This window comes from Streptococcus sp. 27098_8_91 (assembly GCF_041432385.1).
GTDB lineage: Bacteria > Bacillota > Bacilli > Lactobacillales > Streptococcaceae > Streptococcus.
Genome location: NZ_JAPVZN010000002.1, coordinates 29,609 through 54,896 on the forward strand (window position 1 = coordinate 29,609; position 25,288 = coordinate 54,896).

Annotated in this window: 21 protein-coding genes; 14 read left to right on the forward strand and 7 right to left on the reverse strand. The window is 38.6% G+C overall.

What is annotated here, in order from left to right; genetic code table 11:
- Nucleotides 1-31 precede the first annotated feature (31 nt).
- From holA to O3611_RS02005, 5 genes are all read left to right on the forward strand, one after another.
- The gene (holA, locus tag O3611_RS01985) at nt 32-1,069 is read left to right on the forward strand and encodes a DNA polymerase III subunit delta (RefSeq protein ID WP_371607864.1); all 1,038 of its coding nucleotides are present in this window, start codon (nt 32-34) and stop codon (nt 1,067-1,069) included.
- 69 nt (nt 1,070-1,138) lie between these two features.
- Nucleotides 1,139-1,744, forward strand: a complete 606-nt coding sequence (gene sodA / locus O3611_RS01990; RefSeq protein ID WP_000974725.1) for a superoxide dismutase SodA — start codon at nt 1,139-1,141, stop codon at nt 1,742-1,744.
- A 151-nt stretch (nt 1,745-1,895) separates the two neighbouring features.
- The gene (locus O3611_RS01995) at nt 1,896-2,804 is read left to right on the forward strand and encodes a LysR family transcriptional regulator (RefSeq protein WP_371607646.1); all 909 of its coding nucleotides are present in this window, start codon (nt 1,896-1,898) and stop codon (nt 2,802-2,804) included.
- A complete protein-coding gene (gene lspA / locus O3611_RS02000) occupies nt 2,801-3,262 on the forward strand; it encodes a signal peptidase II (protein WP_371607647.1) in 462 nt (153 codons plus the stop codon). The genes O3611_RS01995 and lspA overlap by 4 nt, the downstream gene beginning before the upstream one ends.
- Nucleotides 3,252-4,142 (forward strand): RluA family pseudouridine synthase, encoded by an 891-nt coding sequence (locus tag O3611_RS02005; RefSeq protein WP_371607648.1) that lies wholly within the window; start codon nt 3,252-3,254, stop codon nt 4,140-4,142. Before lspA ends, O3611_RS02005 begins: the two co-directional genes overlap by 11 nt.
- Nucleotides 4,143-4,167: 25 nt before the next feature.
- Here O3611_RS02005 and ffh read toward each other — a convergent pair whose 3' ends face one another.
- The 3 genes from ffh to O3611_RS02020 are packed head-to-tail and all read right to left on the reverse strand — an operon-like array spanning nt 4,168 to nt 6,307.
- The gene (ffh, locus tag O3611_RS02010; protein ID WP_371607649.1) at nt 4,168-5,739 is read right to left on the reverse strand and encodes a signal recognition particle protein; all 1,572 of its coding nucleotides are present in this window, start codon (nt 5,737-5,739) and stop codon (nt 4,168-4,170) included.
- 17 nt (nt 5,740-5,756) lie between these two features.
- A complete protein-coding gene (locus O3611_RS02015) occupies nt 5,757-5,972 on the reverse strand; it encodes a 2-oxoglutarate:acceptor oxidoreductase (RefSeq protein WP_371607650.1) in 216 nt (71 codons plus the stop codon).
- Between the two features lie 2 nt (nt 5,973-5,974).
- Nucleotides 5,975-6,307, reverse strand: a complete 333-nt coding sequence (locus tag O3611_RS02020) for a putative DNA-binding protein (RefSeq protein WP_000402062.1) — start codon at nt 6,305-6,307, stop codon at nt 5,975-5,977.
- A 153-nt stretch (nt 6,308-6,460) separates the two neighbouring features.
- Between O3611_RS02020 and rnc the strand changes: the two genes are divergently transcribed.
- The 4 genes from rnc to O3611_RS02040 all read left to right on the forward strand — a co-directional run bounded on the left by rnc (nt 6,461) and on the right by O3611_RS02040 (nt 12,153).
- Nucleotides 6,461-7,159, forward strand: coding sequence for a ribonuclease III (gene rnc / locus O3611_RS02025; protein ID WP_371607651.1), 699 nt, complete (start codon nt 6,461-6,463; stop codon nt 7,157-7,159).
- Nucleotides 7,150-10,689, forward strand: coding sequence for a chromosome segregation protein SMC (gene smc, locus O3611_RS02030; RefSeq protein ID WP_371607652.1), 3,540 nt, complete (start codon nt 7,150-7,152; stop codon nt 10,687-10,689). Before rnc ends, smc begins: the two co-directional genes overlap by 10 nt.
- Before the next feature lie 88 nt (nt 10,690-10,777).
- Complete coding sequence (locus O3611_RS02035) at nt 10,778-11,437, forward strand: trimeric intracellular cation channel family protein (RefSeq protein WP_281335004.1); 660 nt, start codon at nt 10,778-10,780, stop codon at nt 11,435-11,437.
- Between the two features lie 137 nt (nt 11,438-11,574).
- The gene (locus O3611_RS02040) at nt 11,575-12,153 is read left to right on the forward strand and encodes an HD family hydrolase (protein WP_371607653.1); all 579 of its coding nucleotides are present in this window, start codon (nt 11,575-11,577) and stop codon (nt 12,151-12,153) included.
- A 320-nt stretch (nt 12,154-12,473) separates the two neighbouring features.
- Here the strand turns inward: O3611_RS02040 and O3611_RS02045 are convergent, their stop codons facing one another.
- The gene (locus tag O3611_RS02045) at nt 12,474-12,941 is read right to left on the reverse strand and encodes an 8-oxo-dGTP diphosphatase (protein ID WP_371607654.1); all 468 of its coding nucleotides are present in this window, start codon (nt 12,939-12,941) and stop codon (nt 12,474-12,476) included.
- A gap of 332 nt (nt 12,942-13,273) precedes the next feature.
- Here O3611_RS02045 and O3611_RS02050 point away from each other — a divergent pair, with 332 nt between their 5' ends.
- The 3 genes from O3611_RS02050 to ftsY are packed head-to-tail and all read left to right on the forward strand — an operon-like array spanning nt 13,274 to nt 16,323.
- Nucleotides 13,274-14,065, forward strand: coding sequence for a Cof-type HAD-IIB family hydrolase (locus tag O3611_RS02050; protein WP_000594105.1), 792 nt, complete (start codon nt 13,274-13,276; stop codon nt 14,063-14,065).
- The gene (locus O3611_RS02055) at nt 14,065-14,883 is read left to right on the forward strand and encodes a Cof-type HAD-IIB family hydrolase (protein WP_248034126.1); all 819 of its coding nucleotides are present in this window, start codon (nt 14,065-14,067) and stop codon (nt 14,881-14,883) included. Before O3611_RS02050 ends, O3611_RS02055 begins: the two co-directional genes overlap by 1 nt.
- A gap of 3 nt (nt 14,884-14,886) precedes the next feature.
- Nucleotides 14,887-16,323 carry a signal recognition particle-docking protein FtsY gene (gene ftsY / locus O3611_RS02060; RefSeq protein WP_371607655.1) on the forward strand — a complete coding sequence of 479 codons (1,437 nt, stop codon included), beginning with the start codon at nt 14,887-14,889 and terminating at the stop codon, nt 16,321-16,323.
- 39 nt (nt 16,324-16,362) lie between these two features.
- Here the strand turns inward: ftsY and zwf are convergent, their stop codons facing one another.
- From zwf to O3611_RS02075, 3 genes are all read right to left on the reverse strand, one after another.
- The gene (gene zwf / locus O3611_RS02065) at nt 16,363-17,850 is read right to left on the reverse strand and encodes a glucose-6-phosphate dehydrogenase (protein ID WP_371607656.1); all 1,488 of its coding nucleotides are present in this window, start codon (nt 17,848-17,850) and stop codon (nt 16,363-16,365) included.
- Between the two features lie 449 nt (nt 17,851-18,299).
- Complete coding sequence (locus tag O3611_RS02070; RefSeq protein WP_049503260.1) at nt 18,300-19,040, reverse strand: amino acid ABC transporter ATP-binding protein; 741 nt, start codon at nt 19,038-19,040, stop codon at nt 18,300-18,302.
- Entirely contained in the window at nt 19,040-21,214 is a 2,175-nt protein-coding gene (locus tag O3611_RS02075; protein ID WP_371607657.1) for an ABC transporter substrate-binding protein/permease, read from the reverse strand. Before O3611_RS02075 ends, O3611_RS02070 begins: the two co-directional genes overlap by 1 nt.
- A 180-nt stretch (nt 21,215-21,394) precedes the next feature.
- On the opposite strand from O3611_RS02075, the gene uvrB reads away from it, so the two are divergent.
- A complete protein-coding gene (uvrB, locus tag O3611_RS02080) occupies nt 21,395-23,383 on the forward strand; it encodes an excinuclease ABC subunit UvrB (protein ID WP_371607658.1) in 1,989 nt (662 codons plus the stop codon).
- A gap of 18 nt (nt 23,384-23,401) precedes the next feature.
- Nucleotides 23,402-25,231 carry a DUF2971 domain-containing protein gene (locus O3611_RS02085; protein WP_371607659.1) on the forward strand — a complete coding sequence of 610 codons (1,830 nt, stop codon included), beginning with the start codon at nt 23,402-23,404 and terminating at the stop codon, nt 25,229-25,231.
- The last annotated feature ends 57 nt before the right edge of the window (nt 25,232-25,288 follow it).

Below are 25,288 nucleotides of genomic sequence, written 5' to 3' on the forward strand. Positions count from 1 at the left end.
TAAAAGAGAAACTAAAAAGAAAGGAGAAATGATGCTAGCAATAGAAGAAAGCCAAAAGCTATCTTTATCAAATTTACCTAGTTTGACCTTGTTTACAGGCGCTGATCAAGGACAGTATGAAGTCATGAAAACTCAGGTGCTAAAGCAAATCGGCTACGATTCTGCTGATTTGAACTTTGCTTATTTTGATATGAAAGAAGTAGACTACAAAAGCTTGGAACTAGAGCTGGTCAGTCTTCCTTTCTTTGCGGATGAAAAAATTGTTATTTTAGATCATTTTCTCGATATAACAACAGCTAAAAAGCGCTATCTATCTGATGACGAGCTTAAGGCTTTTGAAGAATATTTGGAAAATCCATCTCCGACGAGTAAATTAGTTATTTTTGCTGAAGGTAAACTAGACAGCAAGCGACGTCTAGTTAAAATTCTAAAGAGGGATTCCAAGATTTTTGAAGCTCTTGAACCAAAAGAACAAGAGATGCGTGCTTATTTTCAAAAGTGGGCTCAGGAACAAGGACTGACCTTTGATGGAAAATCCTTTGAACAGTTACTTATCAAATCAGGTTTTCAATTCAGTGAAATTCAGAAAAACCTACTCTTCTTACAGTCTTATAAGGATGATGACCGGATTACCGAAGAAGACATTGTTGAGGCCATACCAAAGACTTTGCAGGATAATATTTTTGATTTAACTCAGTTAATATTGACTAAGAAGATTGATCAGGCACGTGATTTAGTCAAAGATTTGACTTTGCAGGGAGAAGATGAGATTAAACTGATTGCCATTATGTTGGGGCAGTTCAGACTCTATACACAAGTGAAAATTTTGCAAGAGTCAGGTCAGACAGAGTCCCAGATGGTCAGCAGTTTAGGTCACTATCTTGGTCGCAATCCGAATCCCTACCAAATCAAATTTGCCCTTCGTGATTCTCGAAGACTATCCCTTGATTTTCTCCAGAATTCTATTCGTCATCTCATCCAAGCTGATTACCAAATTAAGACAGGAGTTTATGAGAAAGGCTACCTGTTTGAGAAGGCTTTGTTGCAGATTGCTAGCCAGTCAAATTGAGCAAATAACTTGAAAAAATAGGATGATTGCGTTATCATCTTTATATAGAAAGAAAAAGAGGTATTACAGATGGCTATTATCTTACCAGATCTTCCATACGCTTACGATGCATTAGAACCATACATCGATGCTGAAACAATGCACTTGCACCATGACAAGCATCACCAAGCTTATGTCAACAATGCTAATGCAGCTCTTGAAAAACACCCTGAAATCGGTGAAGACCTTGAAGCTTTGCTCGCTGACGTAGAATCTATCCCAGCTGATATCCGTCAAGCGCTTATCAACAATGGTGGTGGACACTTGAACCACGCTCTTTTCTGGGAATTGATGACTCCTGAAAAAACAGCTCCTTCAGCAGAACTTGCAGCAGCAATCGATGCAACATTTGGTTCATTTGAAGAATTCCAAGCAGCATTTACTGCGGCAGCAACTACTCGTTTCGGTTCTGGATGGGCATGGTTGGTTGTTAACAAAGAAGGTAAACTTGAAGTAACTTCAACTGCGAACCAAGACACACCAATCTCAGAAGGTAAGAAACCAATCTTGGGCTTGGACGTTTGGGAACATGCCTACTACGTGAAATACCGCAACGTTCGTCCTGACTATATCAAAGCTTTCTTCTCAGTTATCAACTGGAATAAAGTAGACGAACTCTACGCAGCAGCTAAATAATCTTAATAACGACACCTTGGGGTTAGAATTTTATCTAACTTGAAAGGTTTTTTTTGTTTGCTTTGCGAAGATATCTGTGACTCATGATTTTCCTTTGTTAGATAGGCTTGATTTATGGTATAATGATAAGATAGAAATCGAAGGAGAAATCATGAATATTCAACAATTACGCTACGTTGTAGCTATTGCTAATAGTGGTACTTTTCGTGAAGCAGCTGAGAAGATGTACGTTAGCCAACCCAGTCTATCTATTTCTGTAAGAGACTTGGAAAAAGAGCTTGGCTTCAAGATTTTTCGTAGAACCAGTTCAGGAACTTTTCTTACACGTCGTGGGATGGAATTTTATGAAAAGGCACAAGAGTTGGTTAAAGGATTTGATGTTTTCCAAAATCAGTATGCCAATCCTGAAGAGGAGAAGGATGAGTTTTCAATAGCCAGCCAGCACTATGATTTCTTGCCACCAACCATTACAGCTTTTTCGCAACAATATCCTGACTATAAGAATTTTCGTATCTTTGAATCTACAACTGTTCAGATTTTGGATGAAGTAGCCCAAGGACATAGTGAGATTGGAATTATCTACCTCAACAATCAAAACCAAAAGGGAATTATGCAACGGGTTGAAAAGTTAGGACTTGAAGTGATTGAGTTGATTCCTTTCCAAACCCATATCTATCTGCGTGAAGGACATCCTTTAGCCAAGAAGAAAGAGTTGGTCATGGAGGATTTGGCTGATTTACCAACAGTTCGATTCACACAGGAAAAGGATGAGTATCTTTATTACTCAGAAAACTTTGTGGATACAAGTGCTAGCTCTCAAATGTTTAACGTAACTGACCGCGCTACCTTAAATGGGATTCTTGAAAGAACAGATGCTTATGCGACTGGATCTGGATTCTTAGATAGCGATAGTGTGAACGGAATTACCGTTATTCCGCTAAATGATAATCTCAATAATCGCATGGTTTATGTCAAGCGTGAGGAAGTAGACTTGAGCCAGGCAGGGACTTTATTTGTAGAGGTTATGCAAGAGTATTTTGATCAGAAGAGGAAAGCATGAAAAAAAGAGGAATAGTAGCAGGAATCATAGCAATCTTAATAGTGTTAGATCAATTGGTAAAATCTTATGTCGTTCAGAATATTGCTCTAGGTGAAGTTAAAACATGGATCCCTAATCTGGTCAGTTTAACCTACCTGCAAAATCGAGGGGCAGCCTTTTCTATCTTACAAGATCAGCAGTTGTTATTCGCTGTCATTACTCTGGTTGTCGTGGTAGGTGCCATTTGGTATTTACATAAACACATGGAGGACTCATTCTGGATGGTCTTGGGTTTGACCTTGATTATCGCAGGTGGTCTTGGAAACTTTATTGACAGAATCAGTCAGGGCTTTGTTGTGGATATGTTCCACCTTGACTTTATCAATTTTGCAATTTTCAATGTGGCAGATAGCTATCTGACTGTTGGAGTGATTATTTTATTGATTGCAATGCTAAAAGAGGAAATAAATGGAAATTAAAATTGAAAGAGGTGGACTACGCTTAGATAAGGCTTTGTCAGATTTAACAGAACTGTCGCGAAGTCTCGCCAATGAACAAATCAAATCAGGCCAAGTCTTGGTCAACGGCCAGGTCAAGAAAGCCAAGTATACGGTTCAAGAGGGGGATGTTATCACCTATCAAGTTCCTGAACCAGAGGTTTTGGAGTATGTAGCTGAAGATATTCCTCTAGAAATCATTTATCAAGATGAGGATGTAGCTGTAGTTAACAAACCTCAAGGAATGGTTGTTCATCCAAGCGCTGGTCATACCAGTGGGACCTTGGTTAACGCCCTTATGTACCACATCAAGGACCTATCGGGCATCAATGGTGTCTTGCGTCCAGGGATTGTCCATCGTATTGATAAGGATACTTCAGGTCTCTTGATGATTGCTAAAAACGATGATGCCCATTTAGCACTAGCTCAAGAATTGAAGGACAAAAAGTCTCTTCGGAAATATTGGGCTATTGTTCACGGTAATCTCCCAAATGACCGTGGTGTGATTGAAGCACCAATTGGGCGTAGCGAAAAAGACCGTAAGAAACAAGCTGTGACTGCCAAAGGTAAACCAGCAGTGACACGTTTTCAAGTCTTAGAACGTTTTGGTGATTATACATTGTTGGAATTGCAACTGGAAACTGGAAGAACTCACCAAATCCGTGTACACATGGCTTATATCGGTCATCCTGTCGCTGGCGATGAGGTCTATGGCCCTCGTAAAACCTTGAAAGGACATGGGCAATTTCTTCATGCCAAAACGCTTGGATTTACCCATCCTAAAACAGAGAAAACTATGGAATTTACTGCCGATATCCCAGATATCTTTAAAGAGACTCTGGAAAAACTTCGAAATAACTAAAAAAAGGACTCAAGCGAGTCCCTTTTTATTTGCGTTTTTTCTTAGCTTTTTTCATTTTATTAGCCATGCGTTTCATGGATTGCTTCATAGCAAATTCCCCGATTTTTCCCTTGAGACCTCCACCAAACATCTGACTCATATCTGGCATTCCTGCTCCTCCGAAAGCTGACAGGTCAGGCATACCACCTTGTCCCATCATTCCTTCAAGGGCAGACATATCCATTCCTCCCATATTTGGCATATTTTTAGGAAGGTTGTTTGGATTGATTCCCATCTGCTTCATCATCTTGTTCATATCTCCAGACATGACACCTTGCATAAGCTGTTTAGCTTGGTTAAAGTCTTTGATGAATTTATTAACTTCGACAAAAGTATTTCCAGAACCTGCGGCAATACGACGGCGACGACTTGGATTTAGCAATTCTGGATTTTCACGTTCTTCAGGCGTCATAGAAGAAACAATGGCACGTTTGCGAGCAATCTGACGCTCATCCACCTTCATATTTTGAAGGGCTGGATTGTTAGCCATACCTGGAATCATCTTGAGCAAGTCTTCCATTGGCCCCATGTTTTGCACCTGATCCAACTGATCAATGAAATCATTGAAATCAAAGGTGTTTTCGCGCATCTTCTCAGCCATTTCAAGGGCTTTTTGCTCATCGTATTCCTGAGAAGCTTTCTCAATCAAAGTGAGCATATCCCCCATACCAAGGATACGGCTAGACATGCGATCTGGGTGGAAGGTCTCAATGTCCGTAATCTTTTCACCAGTACCAGTGAACTTGATTGGTTTTCCAGTGATGTGACGAACAGAAAGGGCAGCACCACCACGAGTATCACCATCAATCTTGGTAAGGATGACACCAGTAACTTCTAATTGAGCGTTAAATTCACGCGCAACATTTGCCGCTTCCTGACCAATCATGGCATCAACGACGAGCAGAATTTCATTTGGTTGAGCCAATGCTTTCACGTCACGAAGCTCATTCATGAGAAGCTCATCAATTTGCAAACGACCTGCCGTATCGATCAAAACATAGTCGTTATGGTTAGCTTTAGCTTGCTCCAAACCTTGGCGAACAATCTCAACTGCAGGAACTTCAGTACCAAGAGCAAATACAGGCACATCAATTTGTTGTCCCAGTGTTTTCAATTGGTCGATAGCAGCAGGACGATAGATATCGGCCGCAATCATCAAAGGACGAGCATCCTCTTCCTTTTTAAGTTTGTTAGCAAGTTTACCTGCAAAAGTTGTTTTACCAGCCCCCTGCAAACCAACCATCATGATAATGGTCGGGATTTTTGGGGACTTGATAATCTCAGCTGTGTCTGAACCAAGGACTGCTGTCAATTCTTCATTGACAATCTTGATGATTTGTTGGGCTGGATTAAGGGTATCAATGACTTCATGCCCAATGGCACGTTCACGAACCTTCTTGATAAAATCCTTGACAACTGGTAAAGCAACGTCGGCTTCTAAAAGAGCCAGACGAATTTCTTTGGTTGCTTCTTGGATATCACTCTCTGTGATTTTTCCTTTTTTACGTAGGTTTTTAAAGACGTTCTGCAAACGTTCTGTTAAATTTTCAAATGCCATTATTTTCTCCTATTTTTTCAATTCAGTGGAAATCGTCCGAAATGTTGCAAACACTCTAGTTCTTCGGGTGTGACTTCTTTCATGATTTCATTTGGATATCCCCAACAGCTAAATCCTTCTTTAAGGGCTTGAGGAATAGAATCAGGTGAGAGAATTTGTAGTCTTGTAGGAAATGGTTTCTCTGCAGCTAATAGTTTGCAAGGGATTCCTTTATAGACAACAAGATTTTCCATGATTACTCCCTATTATCAATACTGGTCAAAATCTCAATTTGCTCTTGCAGAAAAGCATCCTCTGGATAACGCTCCAAAATCTGGTCAAAAATCTGACTGCGGACAATGTAGTCAGAGTACATATGGAGCTTCATCTCATAGTCTTCCAGAATCTTTTCAGTTCGTTTGATATTATCATAAACGGCCTGGCGACTGACACCGAATTCTTCAGCGATTTCAGCTAAACTATAGTCGTCTGCATAGTAGAGTTCGATATAGTTCATCTGCTTATCGGTCAAAAGGGCTGCATAAAATTCAAACAGAGCATTCATTCGATTGGTTTTTTCAATTTCCATAAGATTTATTATACCAAAAAAAAGCCTAATTCGCTAGCTGGGGGCTGATTTTAGCTAGAAGTTAGAAAATGAGCTTTTCACTGTTCTTTTCTGACTATGAAGCCTTTTTTTGATATAATGGATAGGATTATAATGATTTAGAAAGAGGTAGTCATGAAAGAATTAGAATCAGTGTTACAAGACCGTTTTGAGCTTGTTTTTACAGATAAAAGCTTACTTGAAACAGCTTTTACCCATACCAGTTATGCCAATGAGCACCGCCTCTTAAAAATTTCACACAACGAACGCTTGGAATTTTTAGGAGACGCTGTTCTGCAATTATTGATTTCAGAATATCTGTTTAAAAAATACCCTAAAAAACCAGAAGGGGACTTGTCAAAACTCCGTGCTATGATTGTCCGTGAGGAGAGTTTGGCTGGTTTTGCCCGTGATTGTCAGTTTGACCAGTTTATCAAGCTAGGTAAGGGGGAGGAAAAGTCTGGTGGTCGTAACCGAGATACCATCTTGGGTGATGCTTTTGAAGCCTTTTTGGGTGCTCTGCTTTTAGACAAGGATATAAAGACTGTAAAAACCTTTATCTACCAAGTCATGATTCCTAAGGTTGAAGCTGGCGATTTTGAGATGATCAAGGATTATAAGACTCACCTTCAAGAATTGCTCCAAGTTAATGGAGATGTTGATATTCGTTATCAGGTGATTTCAGAGATTGGACCAGCCCATGATAAGATGTTTGAGGTTGAAGTCCTTGTTGAGGGGCAAAGTTTAGGTTCCGGTCAAGGACGCTCCAAAAAATTAGCAGAGCAGGAAGCCGCTAAAAATGCAGTTGAGAAAGGGCTGGATTCATGTATTTAAAGGAAATTGAGATCCAAGGGTTTAAGTCCTTTGCTGACAAGACCAAGGTTGTTTTTGACCAAGGGGTGACGGCGGTTGTAGGACCAAATGGCTCTGGGAAATCAAATATCACTGAAAGCCTCCGTTGGGCACTTGGTGAATCTAGTGTCAAGAGTCTTCGTGGCGGGAAGATGCCTGATGTCATCTTTGCAGGAACAGAAAGTCGGAAGCCTCTAAACTACGCTTCTGTTATTGTTACTTTGGATAACCAAGATGGTTTTATCAAGGATGCAGGCCAGGAAATCAAGGTGGAGCGTCACATCTATCGTACTGGAGACAGTGAATACAAGATTGACGGTAAAAAAGTTCGTCTTCGTGATATTCATGACCTTTTCTTGGATACTGGACTTGGACGTGATTCCTTCTCTATTATTTCCCAAGGGAAGGTCGAAGAAATCTTTAACTCTAAGCCTGAGGAACGCCGCGCTATCTTTGAAGAAGCTGCCGGAGTCTTGAAGTATAAAACCCGTCGAAAAGAAACTGAAAGCAAGCTGCAACAAACTCAGGACAATTTAGACCGCTTGGAAGACATCATCTATGAGTTAGACAATCAAATCAAACCATTAGAAAAGCAAGCAGCAACAGCTCGTAAATTTATGGACTTGGACGGTCAGCGTAAAGCCATCTACTTGGATGTTTTAGTTGCACAAATTCAAGCCAATAAGGCTGAATTGGATGTGACAGAAGAAGAATTAAACCAAGTCCAAGAACTGTTGACTAGTTATTATCAAAAACGTCAAGACTTAGAAGAAGAGAACCAAACTCTCAAAAAGAAACGTCATGATTTACAAGCAGAGATGGCTAAAGATCAAACTAGTTTGATGGATTTGACTGCCCTAATCAGTGATTTAGAACGGAAATTGGCCTTGTCTAAACTGGAGACAGAGCAGGTTGCTCTCAATCAACAAGAGGCACAGAATCGTTTGGCTAGTTTGGACGAAAAGAGAAATGTTCTCATTCAAGAGAAGGAAGAAAAAGAAACAAATCTCAGTCAGTTAGAAGAAAATCTAGCAGTCAATACTAAGGAAGTCAATCGTTTAGAAGCTGATTTGTTAGCTTTTTCTGATGATCCAGATCAGATGATTGAGCAACTGCGGGAGCGCTTTGTTGCTTTCTTGCAGGAAGAAGCGGATGTGTCTAACCAATTGACACGGATTGAGAATGACCTTGAAAATAGTCGCCAACAGACTCAAAAGCAAGAAGAACAATTCGCATCCTTGAAGGAACAATTGGCTACTGCCAAGTCTAAGGCTGCTGATCAAGAGCTTGCCCTAAAGTCTGCTAAAGAAGAAGTACAGAACTTACTCGCTGACTATCAAACCAGTGCCAAAGAAGAAGAAGCACAAAAGCAGGCTTATCAAAGCCAGCAAAATCAACTATTTGATCGCTTGGATAGTCTGAAAAACAAGCAGGCCAAGGCACAAAGTTTGGAAAACATCCTTAAAAACCATAGTAATTTCTATGCAGGTGTTAAGAGTGTTTTACAAGAGAAAAATCGCCTAGGAGGTATTGTTGGAGCTGTTAGTGAACATTTAACCTTTGATGTTCGTTATCAGACAGCACTTGAAATTGCTCTTGGTGCAAGTAGCCAACACATTATCGTTGAAGATGAACAGGCAGCAACAAAGGCCATCGATTTTCTTAAGAGAAACCGAGCTGGTCGCGCTACCTTCCTACCTTTGACAACGATTAAGGCTCGTAGCATTTCTGGGCAGAATCAAGATGTGATTGCCTCAAGTCCAGGTTTTCTTGGCATGGCAGATGAATTGGTTACTTTTGATGCCAAGCATGAAGCTATATTTAAAAACTTGCTAGCTACAACAGCAATCTTTGATACGGTAGAGCATGCGCGTGATGCAGCTCGCAAGGTACGTTATCAGGTTCGAATGGTAACGCTAGATGGTACAGAATTGCGAACAGGTGGTTCTTATGCTGGTGGTGCCAATCGTCAAAATAACAGTATTTTTATCAAGCCTGAATTGGAGCAATTGCAAAAAGAAATTGCTCAAGAAGAAAAGTTGATTCGTCAGGAAGAAGAAAAACTGAAAACAGTTCAAGAAAACTTAGCTACCCTCACTCAGACTTTGGAAACTATTAAGTCTAAAGGAGAGCAAGCTCGTATAGAGGAGCAGGGCTTATATCTTGCTTATCAACAAACTAGCCAGCAAGTCGAGGAACTAGCAACACTTTTAGAACTTCAGGAAAAAGAATTAAACAATCTCAGAGGTGGAGATTGGCAAACTGAAAAAGAAAAATGCCAAGAACGTCTTGCAGTTATTTCAACTGAAAAGCAAAAGCTTGAATCAGAAATTGAAGAAATCAAGTCCAATAAAAATGCGATTCAAGAACGTTATCAAAGCTTGCAGGATAAACTTTCTCAAGAACGTCTGCTCAAAACAGAAATGATGGGGCGAAAACGTTATGAAGTTGCAGATATTGAACGGATTAACAAAGAACTTGAGAACCTTGATTTGGAGCAAGAAGAGATTGAACGCCTTCTCCAAGAAAAGGTAGACAATCTTGAAAAGGTTGATACAGAACTTTTGGCCAAGCAGGAAGCAGAAGCCAAGAGTCAGAAGGAAGAAATTCAACAAGGGCTCATTCGTAAGCAGTTTGAACTGGATGATATTGAAGGACAGTTGGATGATATAGCCAGTCATTTAGAACAAGCTCGTCAGCAAAATGAAGAATGGATTCGTAAGCAAACACGTGCAGAAGCAACTAAAGAGAAGATTACGGACCGCCTTCGCTATCTTCAAGGTCAACTGACTGAAGAATACCAGATTAGTTATACTGAAGCGTTAGAACAAGCCAACCAATTGGAAGATTTAGCTATGGCTGAACAAGAGGTCAAGGATTTAGAAAAATCTATCCGTTCACTTGGTCCAGTCAATCTTGATGCCATTGAACAGTTTGACGAAGTTCACGAACGCTTGGAATTCTTAAATAGTCAGCGTGATGACATTCTTTCTGCCAAAAATCTTCTTCTTGAAACCATTACAGAGATGAACGATGAAGTGAAGGAACGATTTAAATCAACATTCGAAGCTATTCGTGAGTCCTTTAAGGTGACCTTTAAGCAGATGTTCGGTGGTGGCCAAGCAGACCTAATCCTGACCGAGGGTGATTTATTGACAGCAGGTGTTGAAATCTCTGTGCAACCACCAGGCAAGAAAATCCAATCTCTCAATCTCATGAGTGGTGGAGAGAAGGCCTTGTCAGCTCTGGCTTTGCTCTTCTCAATCATTCGGGTCAAGACCATTCCATTTGTTATCTTGGATGAAGTAGAAGCTGCACTCGATGAAGCAAACGTTAAACGCTTTGGGGATTATCTCAACCGATTTGACAAGGATAGCCAGTTTATCGTTGTTACCCACCGTAAGGGAACCATGGCAGCAGCAGACTCTATCTATGGGGTGACCATGCAAGAATCTGGTGTTTCTAAGATTGTATCTGTTAAACTAAAAGATTTAGAAAATATGGATGCTTAGTTTGTTTTCGATACAACATTTCAAGCTAAAGTATTTAGAATGACCTTCAAGAAGTCGGAGGGTTACAAAAATAAATTGAGGAGCTTATATGGATTTCGATCTATTCCTAATGATCTGTAATTATATTGGGACTATAGCCTTCGCGGCTTCAGGAGCCATCAAAGGATTTGGTAAACGATTAGATATTTTTGGAATTAGTTTATTGGCAATTGTAACGGCAGTAGGCGGAGGGATTTTGAGAGATTCTATTATCAGTCGTTTTCCTTCCTCTCTTGCTGATCCCAGCCCGATTTATGTCTCTATCCTTGTAGCGGTTATCATGTATGTCTTTGTAACTTCAAAACAGGCCAATGCTAGTCATGAAAAAAAGTTCTATAAGTGGTTGAGAGAAGCTTACCTCATCTTTGATTCGATTGGGTTAATTATCTTCTCTCTAATCGGAGCCACAGCCTTAGTGGATAGTAAGCTAAATTTGATGTCTGCAGGGATTTTGGCCTGTTTAACGGGTGCAGGTGGTGGAATTATCCGAGACCTCCTGATCAATGAAGTACCAAGTGTTCTAAAAGAAGATATTTATGCCCTTCTATCTTTCGTAATTGGAGTTATTTATTATTGGTTGGCCTTTGTCCTTCACTTTCCAAGAATCACTGTCTTTATCATTGTTTCTATTGTTGGTTTTGTGATTCGACTCTGCATCATTAAATTCCGACTCTCTTTGCCAAATATGGATAAGAGAACCTTGAATTGATGAATAAGCGAGAGTTATATTATCAGCGTCTAATCTCATGTGGATTAGGCGTTATTTTTTGCAAATACGGGAAATTAATGATGTAAAGATTATTTTTTGCTAATATATTTGTAATTTCGAATAAGGTTGGAATAGCAATGAGTAATTTGAAACATTCAGTTGATTTTATTAAAGAAATAGAGAAATTAAAGGCAGTAAGAAGATTTAATAGAACTCTTGATGGCAGATTTGAAAATAGTGCCGAACATTTTTGGCAGGGTGCCATAGCTGCGATGGTTCTTCAAGATTATTATCCTGAAAAATTGGATATGGAGAAAGTCACTTCTATGTTATTGATTCATGATTTAGGTGAGATTTATGCTGGAGATACTTGGGTGTTTGATGATGAAAAAAAGCTTCATTCTCATGATAGAGAACGAGCATCTATAGAAAAAACAATGAGTATCCTTCCAGAAGAAAAATATTTACAAATGAAAAATTCGTGGTTGGAATTTGAAAAAGGGCAGAGTTATGAAGCAAGATATGCAAGAGTGATCGACGCCTTGGTACCGCTGATAAATCACTTGGAAGTGTCAGAATTCAATTATAATCCTGATAATATCAGTGCAGACATGGTATTAGAAAAGAAAAAGTTCATAAAAAGTGAATCAGAAGAATTATGGAAACTGACAGAAGAGTTAATTCAGGAAAGTGTGGAGAAGGGCTTATATTTTTAATAACAATTAACCCAATAGAAGATAGAATTTTAACCGGAGGATGGAAATATATATGATTAAACTTGTCACAACTGAAATCGGAATAAGGAAATTGAAACAATAAAATACAAAGAAAGCCTTGGAATAATCTGTTTCCAAGGCTTTTTAGCTATCTATAGATAGAAGGAAAAAGTTGTTAGAGTAGATGATTTTTATTAGATATCCTTATTTTGTATAACGTTAAATTATATGTTATTAAAGACAGATTGTGTTGAGTATTGAATTATACAAAAATTACTAATGGATTGAGATTTTTGCATTTGATTATACTGTAGAGGATATTAGTCAAATAAAATTGTTTTGTTTTCACTAATGCATTTCTTATTATCATCCCAATAGTTAATACTTTCAAAGCTTCCTTTTCTTAAATAAAGCGGTAGCCTTTTTCTTATTTCATCTTGCATTGGTATTTTACCAATATCTTTTAGATTCCACCATTTTGGCTCACCTTCAGCAGATGTGCTTAGTTCACCAGTAAACTGAGTACATAAAAAGTCATAGAAGACAAATCTCTCATTACCAATTGAATTAGTAAAACCTGAAATTCCTTTTAACTCAAGATTTAATGCAGTGAGTCCAGTCTCTTCCTTAAGTTCCCGTAATGCAGCTTCAAAAAAACTTTCAGGGAATTCAACTTTTCCCCCCGGTGGAATCCAGCCAGGAAAATTATCGTGCTGTCTATTAAGTAATAAAATTTCTTGATTTCTCAAAACACAAATATTAACCCAGTTTTTGATTTTTTCAGTCATATGATTAACCTCCAACAAGTATTTTTTCATATGCAAGATTATATGTCAAGAACTATATGCTATTTATGATTGTGACAAATGTATCTCAGCCAAAGATTGATAATTTTTACGCAATAGTTGATTAACTCTTAGAATAAACTTCAATCAAGAACATTGGAAGAAAAGTGTTGAGAGGTTGGATATAAAAGAAAGTAAGCAAATCAGCCTGGCCTTCAAAATGGCATATGGATTGATTTATAGAAGACAAGGATGTGTCAATTCAGCACGTCTTTTTTTACTTTTTCTATGGTATAATAGAAGGTAGATTTATTAATTGGAGTATGAAGAACTTTATGATTAAATTAGTAGCAACGGATATGGACGGTACTTTTTTGGATGGTGCCGGTCAATTTGATATGGAGCGTCTGAAAAAGTTGCTCCATTCTTATCAAGAAAAAGGAATCTACTTTGCTGTTGCATCTGGTCGTGGGCTTTTGTCACTTGAAAAGCATTTTGCGGATGTTAAAGATGAGATTATTTTCATTGCTGAAAATGGGAGTCTCGTTCGTTTCCATGGAGAGGACCTCTATGAAGCAACCATGCCTCGAGATTTTTACCTATCAACATTTGAAAAACTAAAGACTTCACCTTATTTTGATGAGAAAAAGATGCTCTTGACTGGTAAAGAGGCTTGCTATGTATTAGACACAGTAGATGAAACCTATCTTATGTTTAGTCATCATTACAATGAAAATATCAAAAAAGTAGCCAGTCTTGAAGAGATTACCGATGAGATTTTCAAATTCACAACTAACTTCACTGAAGAAACGGTTGACGCTGGAGAATCTTGGGTTAATGAACATGTTCCTGGGGTCAAGGCTATGACGACAGGCTTTGAATCCATTGATATCGTTTTAGACCATGTTGATAAGGGAGTCGCTATTGTCGAATTGGCTAAGAAATTAAATCTGGATATGGATCAAGTGATGGCCTTTGGTGATAATCTAAATGATCTTCACATGATGCAAGTGGTTGGGCATCCAGTAGCACCTGAAAATGCTCGTCCAGAGATTTTAGAACTTGCTGAAACAATTATTGGACACCACAAGGACCAATCAGTTATTGCTTATATGGAGGAATTGTAATGGCAGATATTAAATTAATTGCTTTGGACTTAGATGGAACCTTGCTGACGACAGACAAGAAATTAACTGATCGTACCAAGGCAACTTTAAAGGCTGCGCGTGATCAGGGAGTCAAAGTGGTACTGACAACTGGACGTCCCCTCAAGGCTATGGATTTCTTCCTCAAAGAGCTAGGGACAGACGGTCATGATGATGAATATACCATTACCTTTAATGGTGGATTGGTTCAGAAAAATACGGGTGAAATCCTTGATAAGACAGTATTCTCGATTGATGATGTGACACGTATTTATGAGGAAACTGAAAAACTAGGCATTCCTTTAGATGCTATTTCAGAAGGAACCGTTTACCAAATCCAATCAGATCAAGAGAGTCTGTATGCTAAATTTAATCCTGCTCTGACTTTTGTTCCAATTGACTTTGAAGATTTGTCTAGTCAAATGACCTACAACAAATGTGTGACCGCTTTTGCCCAAGAACCACTGGATGCCGCAATTGCTAATATTTCTCCAGACTTGTTTAACAATTATGAAATTTTTAAATCTCGTGACATGCTTTTGGAATGGTCACCAAAGAACGTTCATAAGGCTACTGGATTAGATAAATTGATTGACCACCTAGGAATTGACCGAAGTCAGGTGATGGCTTGTGGAGATGAGGCCAATGACCTTTCCATGATTGAGTGGGCAGGACTCGGTGTTGCTATGCAAAATGCAGTGCCTGAGGTCAAGGAAGTTGCAAATGTAGTCACCCCTATGACCAATGACGAGGAAGCTGTTGCCTGGGCCATTGAAAAATATGTACTGAAGGAGAACTAAAGTATGGGATTATTTGACCGTTTATTTGGTAGAAAAGAAGAACCAAAAATCGAAGAAGTTGTTAAAGAAGCTTTGGAAAACTTGGATCTGACAGAACCTGGCGAGGAAGTTGAAGCACTTGTAAATGAAGAAGTTGAAGTGAAAACTACTGAAGAAATCGACCAAAGTTCAGAATTTGAGGAAACTTATTTTAAAGAAGATAGTGAGTCGGAAGAACCAGTAGCAGAAACAACTCTAGAAACAGTTGAACCAGAAGCAACTCAGTTTGAAGAGGAAACTGAGTGTCATTGTTGTCAGGAAGAGTCAGAGTCAACAGAAGTTGAAGAAACTGAAGACAGCTCTCAAGAAGTAGTTGAGTTTGTTGCAGAAGAACCTGAGTCACCAGTCGAAGAAGTACCTTCAAGTGACAGCGACGATGAAGAAGCTAATCAAGCTCAATCAGACGAAACGGAAGCAGACACTTCTGAAAAAGTGGAAGAAGATCTAGTAATCGAAGAAATTCCTCAAGTTCAAGAGACTGTACAGGAAAAATATGACCGTAGTCTCAAGAAAACTCGTACGGGCTTTGGAGCTCGTTTGAATGCTTTCTTTGCTAACTTCCGCTCTGTTGATGAAGAATTCTTCGAAGAACTTGAAGAACTCTTAATCATGAGTGACGTTGGTGTACAGGTAGCTTCAAATCTCACTGAAGAATTGCGCTATGAAGCAAAACTTGAAAATGCCAAGAAACCAGATGTCCTCCGTCGTGTGATCATCGAAAAATTGGTAGAGCTTTACGAAAAAGATGGACAATACAATGAAAGCATTAACTTCCAAGATGGTTTGACAGTCATGCTCTTTGTAGGTGTGAATGGTGTCGGGAAAACAACTTCAATCGGTAAATTAGCTCACCGCTACAAACAAGCTGGCAAGAAAGTCATGCTTGTTGCTGCAGATACCTTCCGTGCTGGTGCGGTAGCTCAGCTAGCAGAATGGGGTCGTCGTGTAGAAGTTCCTGTGGTTACTGGACCTGAAAAAGCAGATCCAGCTAGTGTTGTCTTTGATGGGATGGAACGAGCAGTAGCAGAAGGTGTTGATATTCTCATGATTGATACAGCTGGCCGTTTACAAAACAAGGAAAACTTGATGGCAGAGTTGGAAAAAATTGGTCGCATCATTAAACGTGTCGTTCCAGAAGCTCCGCATGAAACCTTCCTAGCTCTGGATGCCTCAACAGGTCAAAACGCTCTTGTACAAGCCAAAGAGTTTTCAAAAATTACGCCTGTTACAGGAATTGTCTTAACCAAGATTGATGGAACTGCCCGAGGTGGTGTTGTTCTGGCTATCCGTGAAGAACTCAATATTCCTGTTAAGTTGATTGGATTTGGCGAAAAAATCGATGATATCGGTGAGTTTAACTCTGAAAACTTTATGAAGGGCCTTCTAGAAGGTTTGATATAAAAGAAAATCCTGCAAGAATTCTTGCAGGATTGTTTTTGATTATTCTAAACGACCATCTTTACGATAGGAGATATCTGGTTGCCAAGTCCACTCAGCTCCGTATTTTTTAAGTAAATCAAAGCTAGCTTGAGGTCCCATACTACCAGCCTTGTAGTCATGGAGTGGAGCACCGTTTTCAGCCCAAAGCTTTTCAATACGGTCAATCAATTTCCATGAGGCACTCACTTCATCCCAATGGCTAAAGTTAGTTGAATTATTGTTCAAAACATCATAGATGAGTTTTTCATATGGATCTGGCGAAGCACCTGTTGCAGTCGCATCTGTTCGATAGTCAAGAGAATTTGGCGCAAGGCTAAACTCTTCTCCTACCTTTTTACCGTTAAGACTGAGAGAGAATCCTTCAGTTGGTTGGATGTAGATAGTAAGCACATTCGGTGCTAGTGGTTCTCCGAAAATGGAATCCATTTGCTTGAAGACAATGTTCACGTGTGTTCCTTTTTCGGTTAGGCGTTTCCCTGTACGGAAGAAGAAAGGTACACCACGGAAGCGATCAGTATTTACAAAGAAGGCACCTGAAGCAAAAGTTTCTGTCATAGATTCAGGGTTAACATTTGGTTCACTACGGTAAGAGATGTATTTCATGCCATCAACTTTACCAGAACGATATTGACCACGGATGAATTGCTCTTTGAGTTCCTCATCTGTAGGGTGGTAAAGATTTTTAAAGACTTTGATTTTCTCTGCGCGAATGTCATCCTTGGTAAAGCTTGCTGGCTTGTCCATAGCAAGGAGTGACAGAAGTTGGAGGGTATGGTTTTGAACCATATCACGAAGGGCACCAGATTCATCATAGTAGCCACCACGTTCTTCAACACCTAGACGCTCTGCAAAGGTAATCTGTACGTTATCGATGTGCTCACGATTCCAAACATTTTCAAAAATCATATTGGCAAAGCGAATGGCAAAAATACTTTGAATCATTTCCTTACCGAGATAGTGGTCGATACGATAGATTTGCTCTTCGTTAAAAGTAGCTAGGAGTTCTTCGTTTAGTTTGCTTGCAGTCTCATAGTCTGTTCCAAAAGGTTTCTCAACGATCAAACGTTCAAAGCCTTTACCATCAACAATTTGCTCTGATTTGAGGTGTTTAGCAATGGTACCAAAAAACTGAGGTGCCATTGAGAGGAAGAAGAGTTTGTTGTGCTCAGTCTGATATTTTTCGTTTAATTCAGCCTGAAGCTTGCGTAGTTCGATGTAGTGCTCAGTATCATTAACATCGTGACTTTGATAGTAAAAATGACTCGCAAATGCTTGAGCTTCTTCCACACTGTCTGCCAAGTCTAAAATAGATTCGACAACGACAGATTCAAAATACTCCTTACTCCAAGGTCTACGAGCAGTTCCAATAACAGCAAAATGATCAGAAAGATTACCTGATTTATAAAGTCTAAAAAGTGAAGGGTAGAGCTTACGTTTGGCCAAATCCCCACTTGCACCGAAAATTGTAACAATAACTTTTGATGACATCTAGCTACCTAATTTCTATTTTGTTTCCTAGTCAAACTAGGCATGAGGAATCCCCATTTTTCATATTTTTTATTTTATCATAATTTTCTAAAAAATCCAAAAATCCAATACGTCTATAATAAGAGGCTGGGAAAAATCTCAATTTCATACTCTTCGAAAATCTCTTCAAACCACGTCAGCGTCGCCTTACCGTATATATGTTACTGACTTCGTCAGTTCTATTTACAACCTCAAAACAGTGTTTTGAGCTGACTTCATCAGTTCTATCTACAACCTCAAAGCAGTGCTTTGAGCAACCTGCGGCTAGCTTCCTAGTTTGCTCTTTGATTTTCATTGAGTATCAGGAGCAACCGAAGTAAATTTTCCCACAATAAAACGCATAATATCAAGTTTTTAATATCTGATACAATGCGTTTTTTTGATTATAAAGACTTTTTGCCCAATCTCTTCTAGGCGTTTAGAACCTTGTCTAAAAATTCTTTAAGACGCGGATGTTGTGGGTTGTCAAAGATTTGGTCAGGTGTTCCGTCCTCAAGAAATTCACCGTCAGCAGTAAAGATCACACGATTGGCAACCTTGCGGGCGAATCCCATTTCGTGGGTTACGATGATCATGGTCATGCCTTGTTCAGCCAATTCCTTCATAACGTTAAGAACGTCGCCGACCATCTCAGGGTCAAGGGCAGAAGTTGGTTCGTCAAAGAGCATGATATCAGGGTTCATGGCTAGACCGCGAGCGATAGCCACACGCTGTTTTTGACCACCTGATAGGCTTTCAGGATTAGCATTAGCCTTATCAGCCAATCCAACTTTTTCAAGGAGTTCCATTCCCAATTTTTCAGCTTCGGCCTTAGTCATCAACTTATGCTCTACTGGAGCGAAAGTGATATTTTCCAATACCGTCATGTGTGGGAAAAGATTGAAGTGCTGGAACACCATTCCGACATTTTCACGAACGTGGTCCACGTTGGTTGCTTTATCCGTCAAATCATAGCCATTAACTGTGATATGACCTTTTGTACCTTCCTCAAGGAGATTCAAGCTACGCAAGAAAGTTGATTTACCTGAACCAGAAGGTCCAATGATACAAACAACATCTCCTTCATAGAATTTTGCTGAGATTCCTTTTAGGACTTTGTTTTTACCATATTGCTTATGTAAATTATCGACATCGATTTTTAATTTAGCCATTATTGAATCCTCTTTTCTAAGCGTTTTGCAAGTCTAGTAAGAAGAGTGATAATCACAAGATAGAAGACTGCGAGAATTGCATACATTTTGAAACTTTGGTAGTTACGAGCAATGATAATCTTACCAGTCTGGAAGAGTTCGACCAAACCGATTGCAGATACGATAGTTGTATCTTTAAGTGCGATAACAAATTGGTTGACGAAGTTTGGAAGCATAAGTTTGGTTGCTTGTGGCAAGACAATCTTACGCATGGTTTTACTGTAAGAGATACCAAGGCTTCGACTAGCTTCCATTTGTCCGATAGGAACAGCCTTAATACCACCACGAACAATTTCAGCGATATAAGCGGCTGAGTTTAGGGAGAGGGCGATTGTACCAGCGACAAAGTCATTGATTGGACTCTGTTGGCCTGTAAGGGATTCGATAAAGTTAGGAACTCCCCAGAAGATAAAGGCAGCAAGAATCATCAATGGAATACCACGAATCACATCGACAAAGATTTCTGAAAGAATACGAAGTGATTTATAAGGACTAACGCTAAACATACCAAAGATAATCCCGATAACAATCGCAATTGCAAAGGAAATCAAAGCTAGAGAAAGGGTAATTCCAAGTCCACTTAGGAGTTGTTTGTAGTTGTTTTTCAACAAGCCCCAGATAGTAGTTTCGTCAACAGCTGATGATTCACTTGTTGAATCAGTTGCAAGGTATTTATCAAGAATCTTTTGGAATTCACCACTTGCTTTAAGATTTGCAAGACCGTTGTTGAACATTTCAATCAATTCAGGATTGCTTCCCTTTTTAACTGCAAAAGCAGTTTCACCGATTGGAGTACCTTCGATTGGTGTTTTTAATTTTTGTCCTTGGCTGATAGAGTATTTAAGCACTGGTTCGTCATCCATAACGGCATCAATTGCACCAGTGTTCAAACTGTCATACATAGATGAACCGTCAGCAAAGGTTTTGATTTTATAACCGTACTTGCTTTGGTTCTCCGTTAGGAAGGTTTGAGAAGCAGTACCATTTTTAACACCAACGGTTTTACCATTCAAATCTTCATAAGAAGAAATGGTACTTGATTCCTTAACTCCAAGAATAGTATTAGCTGTATAGTAAGAATCAGAGAAATCGAAGGTTTCTTTACGAGCGTCTGTAACAGACATACCGGCAATCATACCGTCAGCTTGACCAGATTGAACTGCGTTAATAGCAGCGTCAAATCCTGGGTTAGTGATTTCAATTTCAAAACCTTGGTCATCAGCAATAGCCTTGATTAAGTCCATATCAATACCAGTGTACTGGTTGCTTGAGTTTTGGAAAACAAATGGTGCAAATGAAGAATCACTTGCGATAACGTATTTTGATTTGACTGGAGTAGCTTTTTGCCCTGCGCTTGTAGTAGAAGTGAGAGAAGTTACTTGTGAACTAGTTTTAGAAGAACTTGTCCATTTATTGATAATTTTGTCCAAGCTACCATCTTTTTTTATCTGAGCTAAAGCTTCGTTAAATTCTGTAACCAGGTATTCGTACTTGCTACCTTTTTTAACTCCAAAAGCAAAGCTTCCAACGGCTTCTCCGTCCATGTTGATACTGAGATCTTGCCCTTGGTTAATAGCGTACTCGATGACTGGTTTGTCATCCATGATGGCATTTACAGCCCCTGTACTGAGACTGTTATTCATCAAATCACCAGTATCAAAGGTTTTGATAGTGAATCCATATTTATCTTTGATGCTTTCTAGGAAACGTTGTGCGGCAGTACCGTTTTTAACACCAACAGTTTTACCACTGAGTTCTTCATACTTAGTGATTTTGTTAGACTTAGTCGTTGCGATGACAACTTTTGTATCATAGTATGTATCAGACATGGTAAAGACGTTTTCACGTTCTTTGGTTTTTGTCATACCAGCCATGATTGCATCTGCTTGCCCTGCTTGGACCGCATTGACAGCAGCATCAAAGCCTGGATAAGACATTTGGATATTCCATCCTTTTATCTCAGCGACTTTATTGATGATGTCGACATCAATTCCTTTATAAGTCTGGTCTGTATCTTTAAACTCAAAGGGTGCATAAGCTGTATCACTAACAATTTTGATAGTGTCCGCATTAACATAGCCTAAAGAGAATAAGGGAAATAAAAATAATAAAAATGCAAGGATTTTTTTCTTCATGTTTAGTCTCCTTTTTAGAATATTTACCCATTATAGCAGAAAATAAAAAAGTTGGCAAATATTTAGTGTTTTGATGTAAGAAGATGTGACATAAAGTGCCAAGTGGCAAGAAGTTGAGAATCAGTAAGTCGATCTTTTTTATGGTAAAATAGAAGGATAGAAAATGTGTATGAGGCAATTATGATCAATAGAATTACAGACAACAAATTTAAACTTGTATCCAAATACCAACCATCTGGCGACCAACCGCAGGCCATTGAACAGTTGGTAGATAACATCGAGGGTGGTGAAAAAGCTCAAATCTTGATGGGGGCGACTGGTACAGGGAAAACCTATACCATGAGTCAGGTTATTTCCAAAGTTAATAAACCAACTCTAGTCATCGCCCACAATAAGACCCTAGCAGGACAGCTCTACGGGGAGTTTAAGGAATTTTTCCCTGAGAATGCCGTCGAGTACTTCGTATCCTATTACGATTACTACCAGCCAGAAGCCTACGTGCCATCGAGCGATACCTACATCGAAAAAGATAGCTCGGTCAATGACGAAATTGATAAACTACGCCACTCCGCTACATCAGCACTCTTGGAGCGTAACGATGTCATCGTTGTAGCATCTGTATCTTGTATTTATGGTTTGGGTTCTCCTAAGGAATATGCTGATAGTGTAGTAAGTCTGCGTCCAGGTCTTGAAATTTCTCGTGATAAACTGCTTAATGAATTAGTCGACATTCAATTTGAGCGTAATGACATTGATTTCCAGCGTGGAAGATTTCGCGTACGTGGAGATGTGGTGGAAATTTTCCCAGCATCTCGTGACGAGCATGCCTTTCGTGTTGAATTCTTCGGAGATGAGATTGATCGTATTCGTGAAGTCGAAGCTCTTACGGGTCAAGTTCTAGGAGAAGTGGACCATTTGGCGATTTTCCCAGCCACTCACTTTGTGACCAATGATGACCACATGGAAGTAGCGATTGCTAAGATCCAGGCTGAATTGGAAGAACAATTAGCTATCTTTGAAAAAGAAGGCAAACTCCTCGAAGCGCAACGATTGAAACAGCGTACAGAGTACGATATCGAGATGTTGCGTGAAATGGGTTATACCAATGGTGTCGAAAACTACTCACGTCACATGGATGGACGAAGCGAAGGAGAGCCACCTTATACTCTTCTTGACTTCTTCCCAGATGATTTTTTGATTATGATTGATGAGAGCCACATGACTATGGGGCAGATCAAAGGAATGTATAATGGAGACCGTTCACGTAAGGAAATGTTGGTTAACTACGGTTTCCGTTTGCCGTCTGCCTTGGATAACCGTCCTCTTCGTCGTGAAGAGTTTGAAAGTCATGTCCACCAGATTGTCTATGTTTCAGCGACGCCTGGTGATTACGAGATGGAACAAACGGACACCGTGATTGAGCAGATTATCCGTCCGACTGGTCTTTTGGATCCAGAGGTGGAAGTGCGCCCAACTATGGGACAGATTGATGACCTCTTGGGGGAAATCAATGCTCGTGTTGAAAAGAATGAACGCACCTTTATTACTACCTTGACTAAGAAAATGGCAGAAGACTTGACAGACTACTTCAAGGAAATGGGTATCAAGGTCAAGTATATGCACTCGGATATCAAGACTTTAGAGCGAACAGAGATTATCCGTGACTTGCGCTTGGGTGTTTTTGATGTCTTGGTTGGAATTAACCTACTTCGTGAAGGGATTGACGTACCTGAAGTAAGTTTAGTTGCCATTCTCGATGCTGACAAGGAAGGTTTCCTACGTAATGAACGTGGTCTTATCCAAACAATCGGTCGTGCAGCCCGTAATAGTGAAGGGCATGTGATTATGTATGCTGACACTATGACCCAGTCTATGCAAAAAGCCATTGATGAAACAGCTCGTCGTCGTAAAATTCAGATGGCTTATAATGAAGAGCATGGCATTGTACCACAAACTATTAAGAAGGAAATCCGTGACCTTATTTCTGTCACAAAAACTGTGGCTAAAGAAGAGGACAAGGAAGTTGATATCAATAGCCTCAATAAACAGGAGCGCAAAGAACTAGTCAAGAAACTGGAAAAACAAATGCAAGAAGCCGTCGAAGTGCTTGACTTCGAGTTAGCTGCTCAGATCCGAGATATGATGTTGGAAGTCAAGGCGTTGGGGTAGGTTTTAGAAGGAGATGAAATGGAAAAGTTAAATTATTTTACTGGTAAATTTAGTGAATCCGAATTAAAGAATTATTTTGATTCCTTGGATGAAATAAAACTGAAATACGAACTTGATAATTTTGCTAATCAATATTTGGAGTTATCTGAAGAAGAACAATTGAAATATACTGAAACTGTTCTTTATGTCTGTAGAAATTTTTTATTGAAAATTGATAAAACTATCCAAAAAAAGATTTTAGAAACTATAAATAAAATACTATCAAAAAAATCACAAGGATATAGTCGGCATGAAATATCTTATTACTTAGATACTCTTTATTTATATTTATTTGAAATAGAAAGATATGAAGAATATTCTAAACTGTTTGAAAATGATAGTTATTTCTTTGAAATCCTTGATTTAACATTAAAAGAAAATCTAGAGGATGAAAAATATCGTATTTCGGACTTGTTTTCAGTTTTTGTTCGACTGTTTAGACAAGATAGTTTACCAGAAGAAAGAAGAATCTATTTTAAGAGGGAATTAGAATCATTTATAAGTTTTATATTCCAAGATATTGATTTTGAGACAATTGACTATTGGTATTTTGCATTAGATGAGATGTTATCAATTTTTAAAAATGAACATCTTGAAACAATTAATAACTATTATTTCAATAACCCTCAATCTAATTATGTTGAGAAATACTTGGATTTTGTATCGAGAAACTTTGATGATGTGATTGAAGATTCGATAGTAATTGTTCGAAAGATAGTAGAAGAAAATGATTCTGATATCATCCGAAACCAAGCTATTAAGTTAATTGAGAAGTATGATAATGATTACCTTAATGAAACAAGTGATTTAGAATCTATTTCGTCATTAGATGCGACTCAACTTTTAGAACAAGCAGATAAAATTATCACCAATATTCGTTCTAAATTGACTGTTGATTCAAATGAGTTGAAAGAAATAGGTTCCTTTGGACATTATACAAAGATTGACACATTAACAAATTATCTTATAAAAGCTGACTGGAAGGATGACAACAAATGTGAAAATGACTCTAAAGTGAAATTTCCATATTTACGGCTTACTAATCTTAAACAGTTAAACGATCCGATGGAAGGAAGAGTAATATATGATTATTTGGGTATTGATAATACGTTTTTCCAACAATACCAAACTTCCAATGTTTTTATATCTTCTCTAACTACGGTATCTGATAGTTTACCTATGTGGAAGGAGTATGCAGACTCATCTCAGGGAGCATTCCTTGAATATGATCTGTCTTATCTTGAAAATATAGTCGCTCATAAATCGATAGAGTTTGTTAAAGTTCATTATTTAGATTTAATGTCAGAGAATAAAGATGAAACAGATGTTGGTAAATATCTTGATAATTTAAAACAGCTGTTTGAAAAATTACAGGATCTTAAAGCTGAAAAAGAATTAATAAGTTTTGCTGAGAAATTGAAGAGGATTTCTTACCTTTTTAAAGTCAAAGACTATGAGTATGAAATGGAGTATCGTATTTTAATTAATTTAGATGATACAGCTATACAAAATATTATTAAAAGAGGTGCTAATGATTCATCAAATGAGAAGTACTTTAAGAAAGAAGAAATTGGGTTAGAAGTTTTTGATAAGGTTAACTATAAAGATTTTAGGAAGTATATCGTATTAAGCTCGAAAGATAATGGCAGATATAATTTATTTGTATACATCAATCTGGCTCCTTTGAAGTACTCAAAAGTAATTCTAGGTCCAAAGGTTACGGATGCAGACTATATTGCTCCTTATCTCAAACTTGCCAATCCTGATATAGAGATAGAAAGTTCAAAAATCCCTTATCGGGGAGCTTAGAGATTTACATTTTTTAAAATTTTGTTGAAGAATGAGTAATTCCACTCTTGAGTAAAA

What these genes read in the sequence shown, in the direction of transcription:
- O3611_RS02070 (WP_049503260.1), bottom strand. Translation starts at nt 19,040, where the DNA reads ATGGCTAAATTAAAAATCGATGTCGATAATTTACATAAGCAATATGGT.
- O3611_RS02055 (WP_248034126.1), top strand. Translation starts at nt 14,065, where the DNA reads ATGGCAGATATTAAATTAATTGCTTTGGACTTAGATGGAACCTTGCTG.
- O3611_RS02015 (WP_371607650.1), bottom strand. Translation starts at nt 5,972, where the DNA reads ATGGAAAATCTTGTTGTCTATAAAGGAATCCCTTGCAAACTATTAGCT.
- O3611_RS02085 (WP_371607659.1), top strand. Translation starts at nt 23,402, where the DNA reads ATGGAAAAGTTAAATTATTTTACTGGTAAATTTAGTGAATCCGAATTA.
- O3611_RS02005 (WP_371607648.1), top strand. Translation starts at nt 3,252, where the DNA reads ATGGAAATTAAAATTGAAAGAGGTGGACTACGCTTAGATAAGGCTTTG.
- lspA (WP_371607647.1), top strand. Translation starts at nt 2,801, where the DNA reads ATGAAAAAAAGAGGAATAGTAGCAGGAATCATAGCAATCTTAATAGTG.
- O3611_RS02045 (WP_371607654.1), bottom strand. Translation starts at nt 12,941, where the DNA reads ATGACTGAAAAAATCAAAAACTGGGTTAATATTTGTGTTTTGAGAAAT.
- O3611_RS02075 (WP_371607657.1), bottom strand. Translation starts at nt 21,214, where the DNA reads ATGAAGAAAAAAATCCTTGCATTTTTATTATTTTTATTTCCCTTATTC.
- ftsY (WP_371607655.1), top strand. Translation starts at nt 14,887, where the DNA reads ATGGGATTATTTGACCGTTTATTTGGTAGAAAAGAAGAACCAAAAATC.
- sodA (WP_000974725.1), top strand. Translation starts at nt 1,139, where the DNA reads ATGGCTATTATCTTACCAGATCTTCCATACGCTTACGATGCATTAGAA.
- O3611_RS02050 (WP_000594105.1), top strand. Translation starts at nt 13,274, where the DNA reads ATGATTAAATTAGTAGCAACGGATATGGACGGTACTTTTTTGGATGGT.
- O3611_RS01995 (WP_371607646.1), top strand. Translation starts at nt 1,896, where the DNA reads ATGAATATTCAACAATTACGCTACGTTGTAGCTATTGCTAATAGTGGT.
- holA (WP_371607864.1), top strand. Translation starts at nt 32, where the DNA reads ATGCTAGCAATAGAAGAAAGCCAAAAGCTATCTTTATCAAATTTACCT.
- O3611_RS02020 (WP_000402062.1), bottom strand. Translation starts at nt 6,307, where the DNA reads ATGGAAATTGAAAAAACCAATCGAATGAATGCTCTGTTTGAATTTTAT.
- uvrB (WP_371607658.1), top strand. Translation starts at nt 21,395, where the DNA reads ATGATCAATAGAATTACAGACAACAAATTTAAACTTGTATCCAAATAC.
- smc (WP_371607652.1), top strand. Translation starts at nt 7,150, where the DNA reads ATGTATTTAAAGGAAATTGAGATCCAAGGGTTTAAGTCCTTTGCTGAC.
- zwf (WP_371607656.1), bottom strand. Translation starts at nt 17,850, where the DNA reads ATGTCATCAAAAGTTATTGTTACAATTTTCGGTGCAAGTGGGGATTTG.
- O3611_RS02040 (WP_371607653.1), top strand. Translation starts at nt 11,575, where the DNA reads ATGAGTAATTTGAAACATTCAGTTGATTTTATTAAAGAAATAGAGAAA.
- ffh (WP_371607649.1), bottom strand. Translation starts at nt 5,739, where the DNA reads ATGGCATTTGAAAATTTAACAGAACGTTTGCAGAACGTCTTTAAAAAC.
- rnc (WP_371607651.1), top strand. Translation starts at nt 6,461, where the DNA reads ATGAAAGAATTAGAATCAGTGTTACAAGACCGTTTTGAGCTTGTTTTT.
- O3611_RS02035 (WP_281335004.1), top strand. Translation starts at nt 10,778, where the DNA reads ATGGATTTCGATCTATTCCTAATGATCTGTAATTATATTGGGACTATA.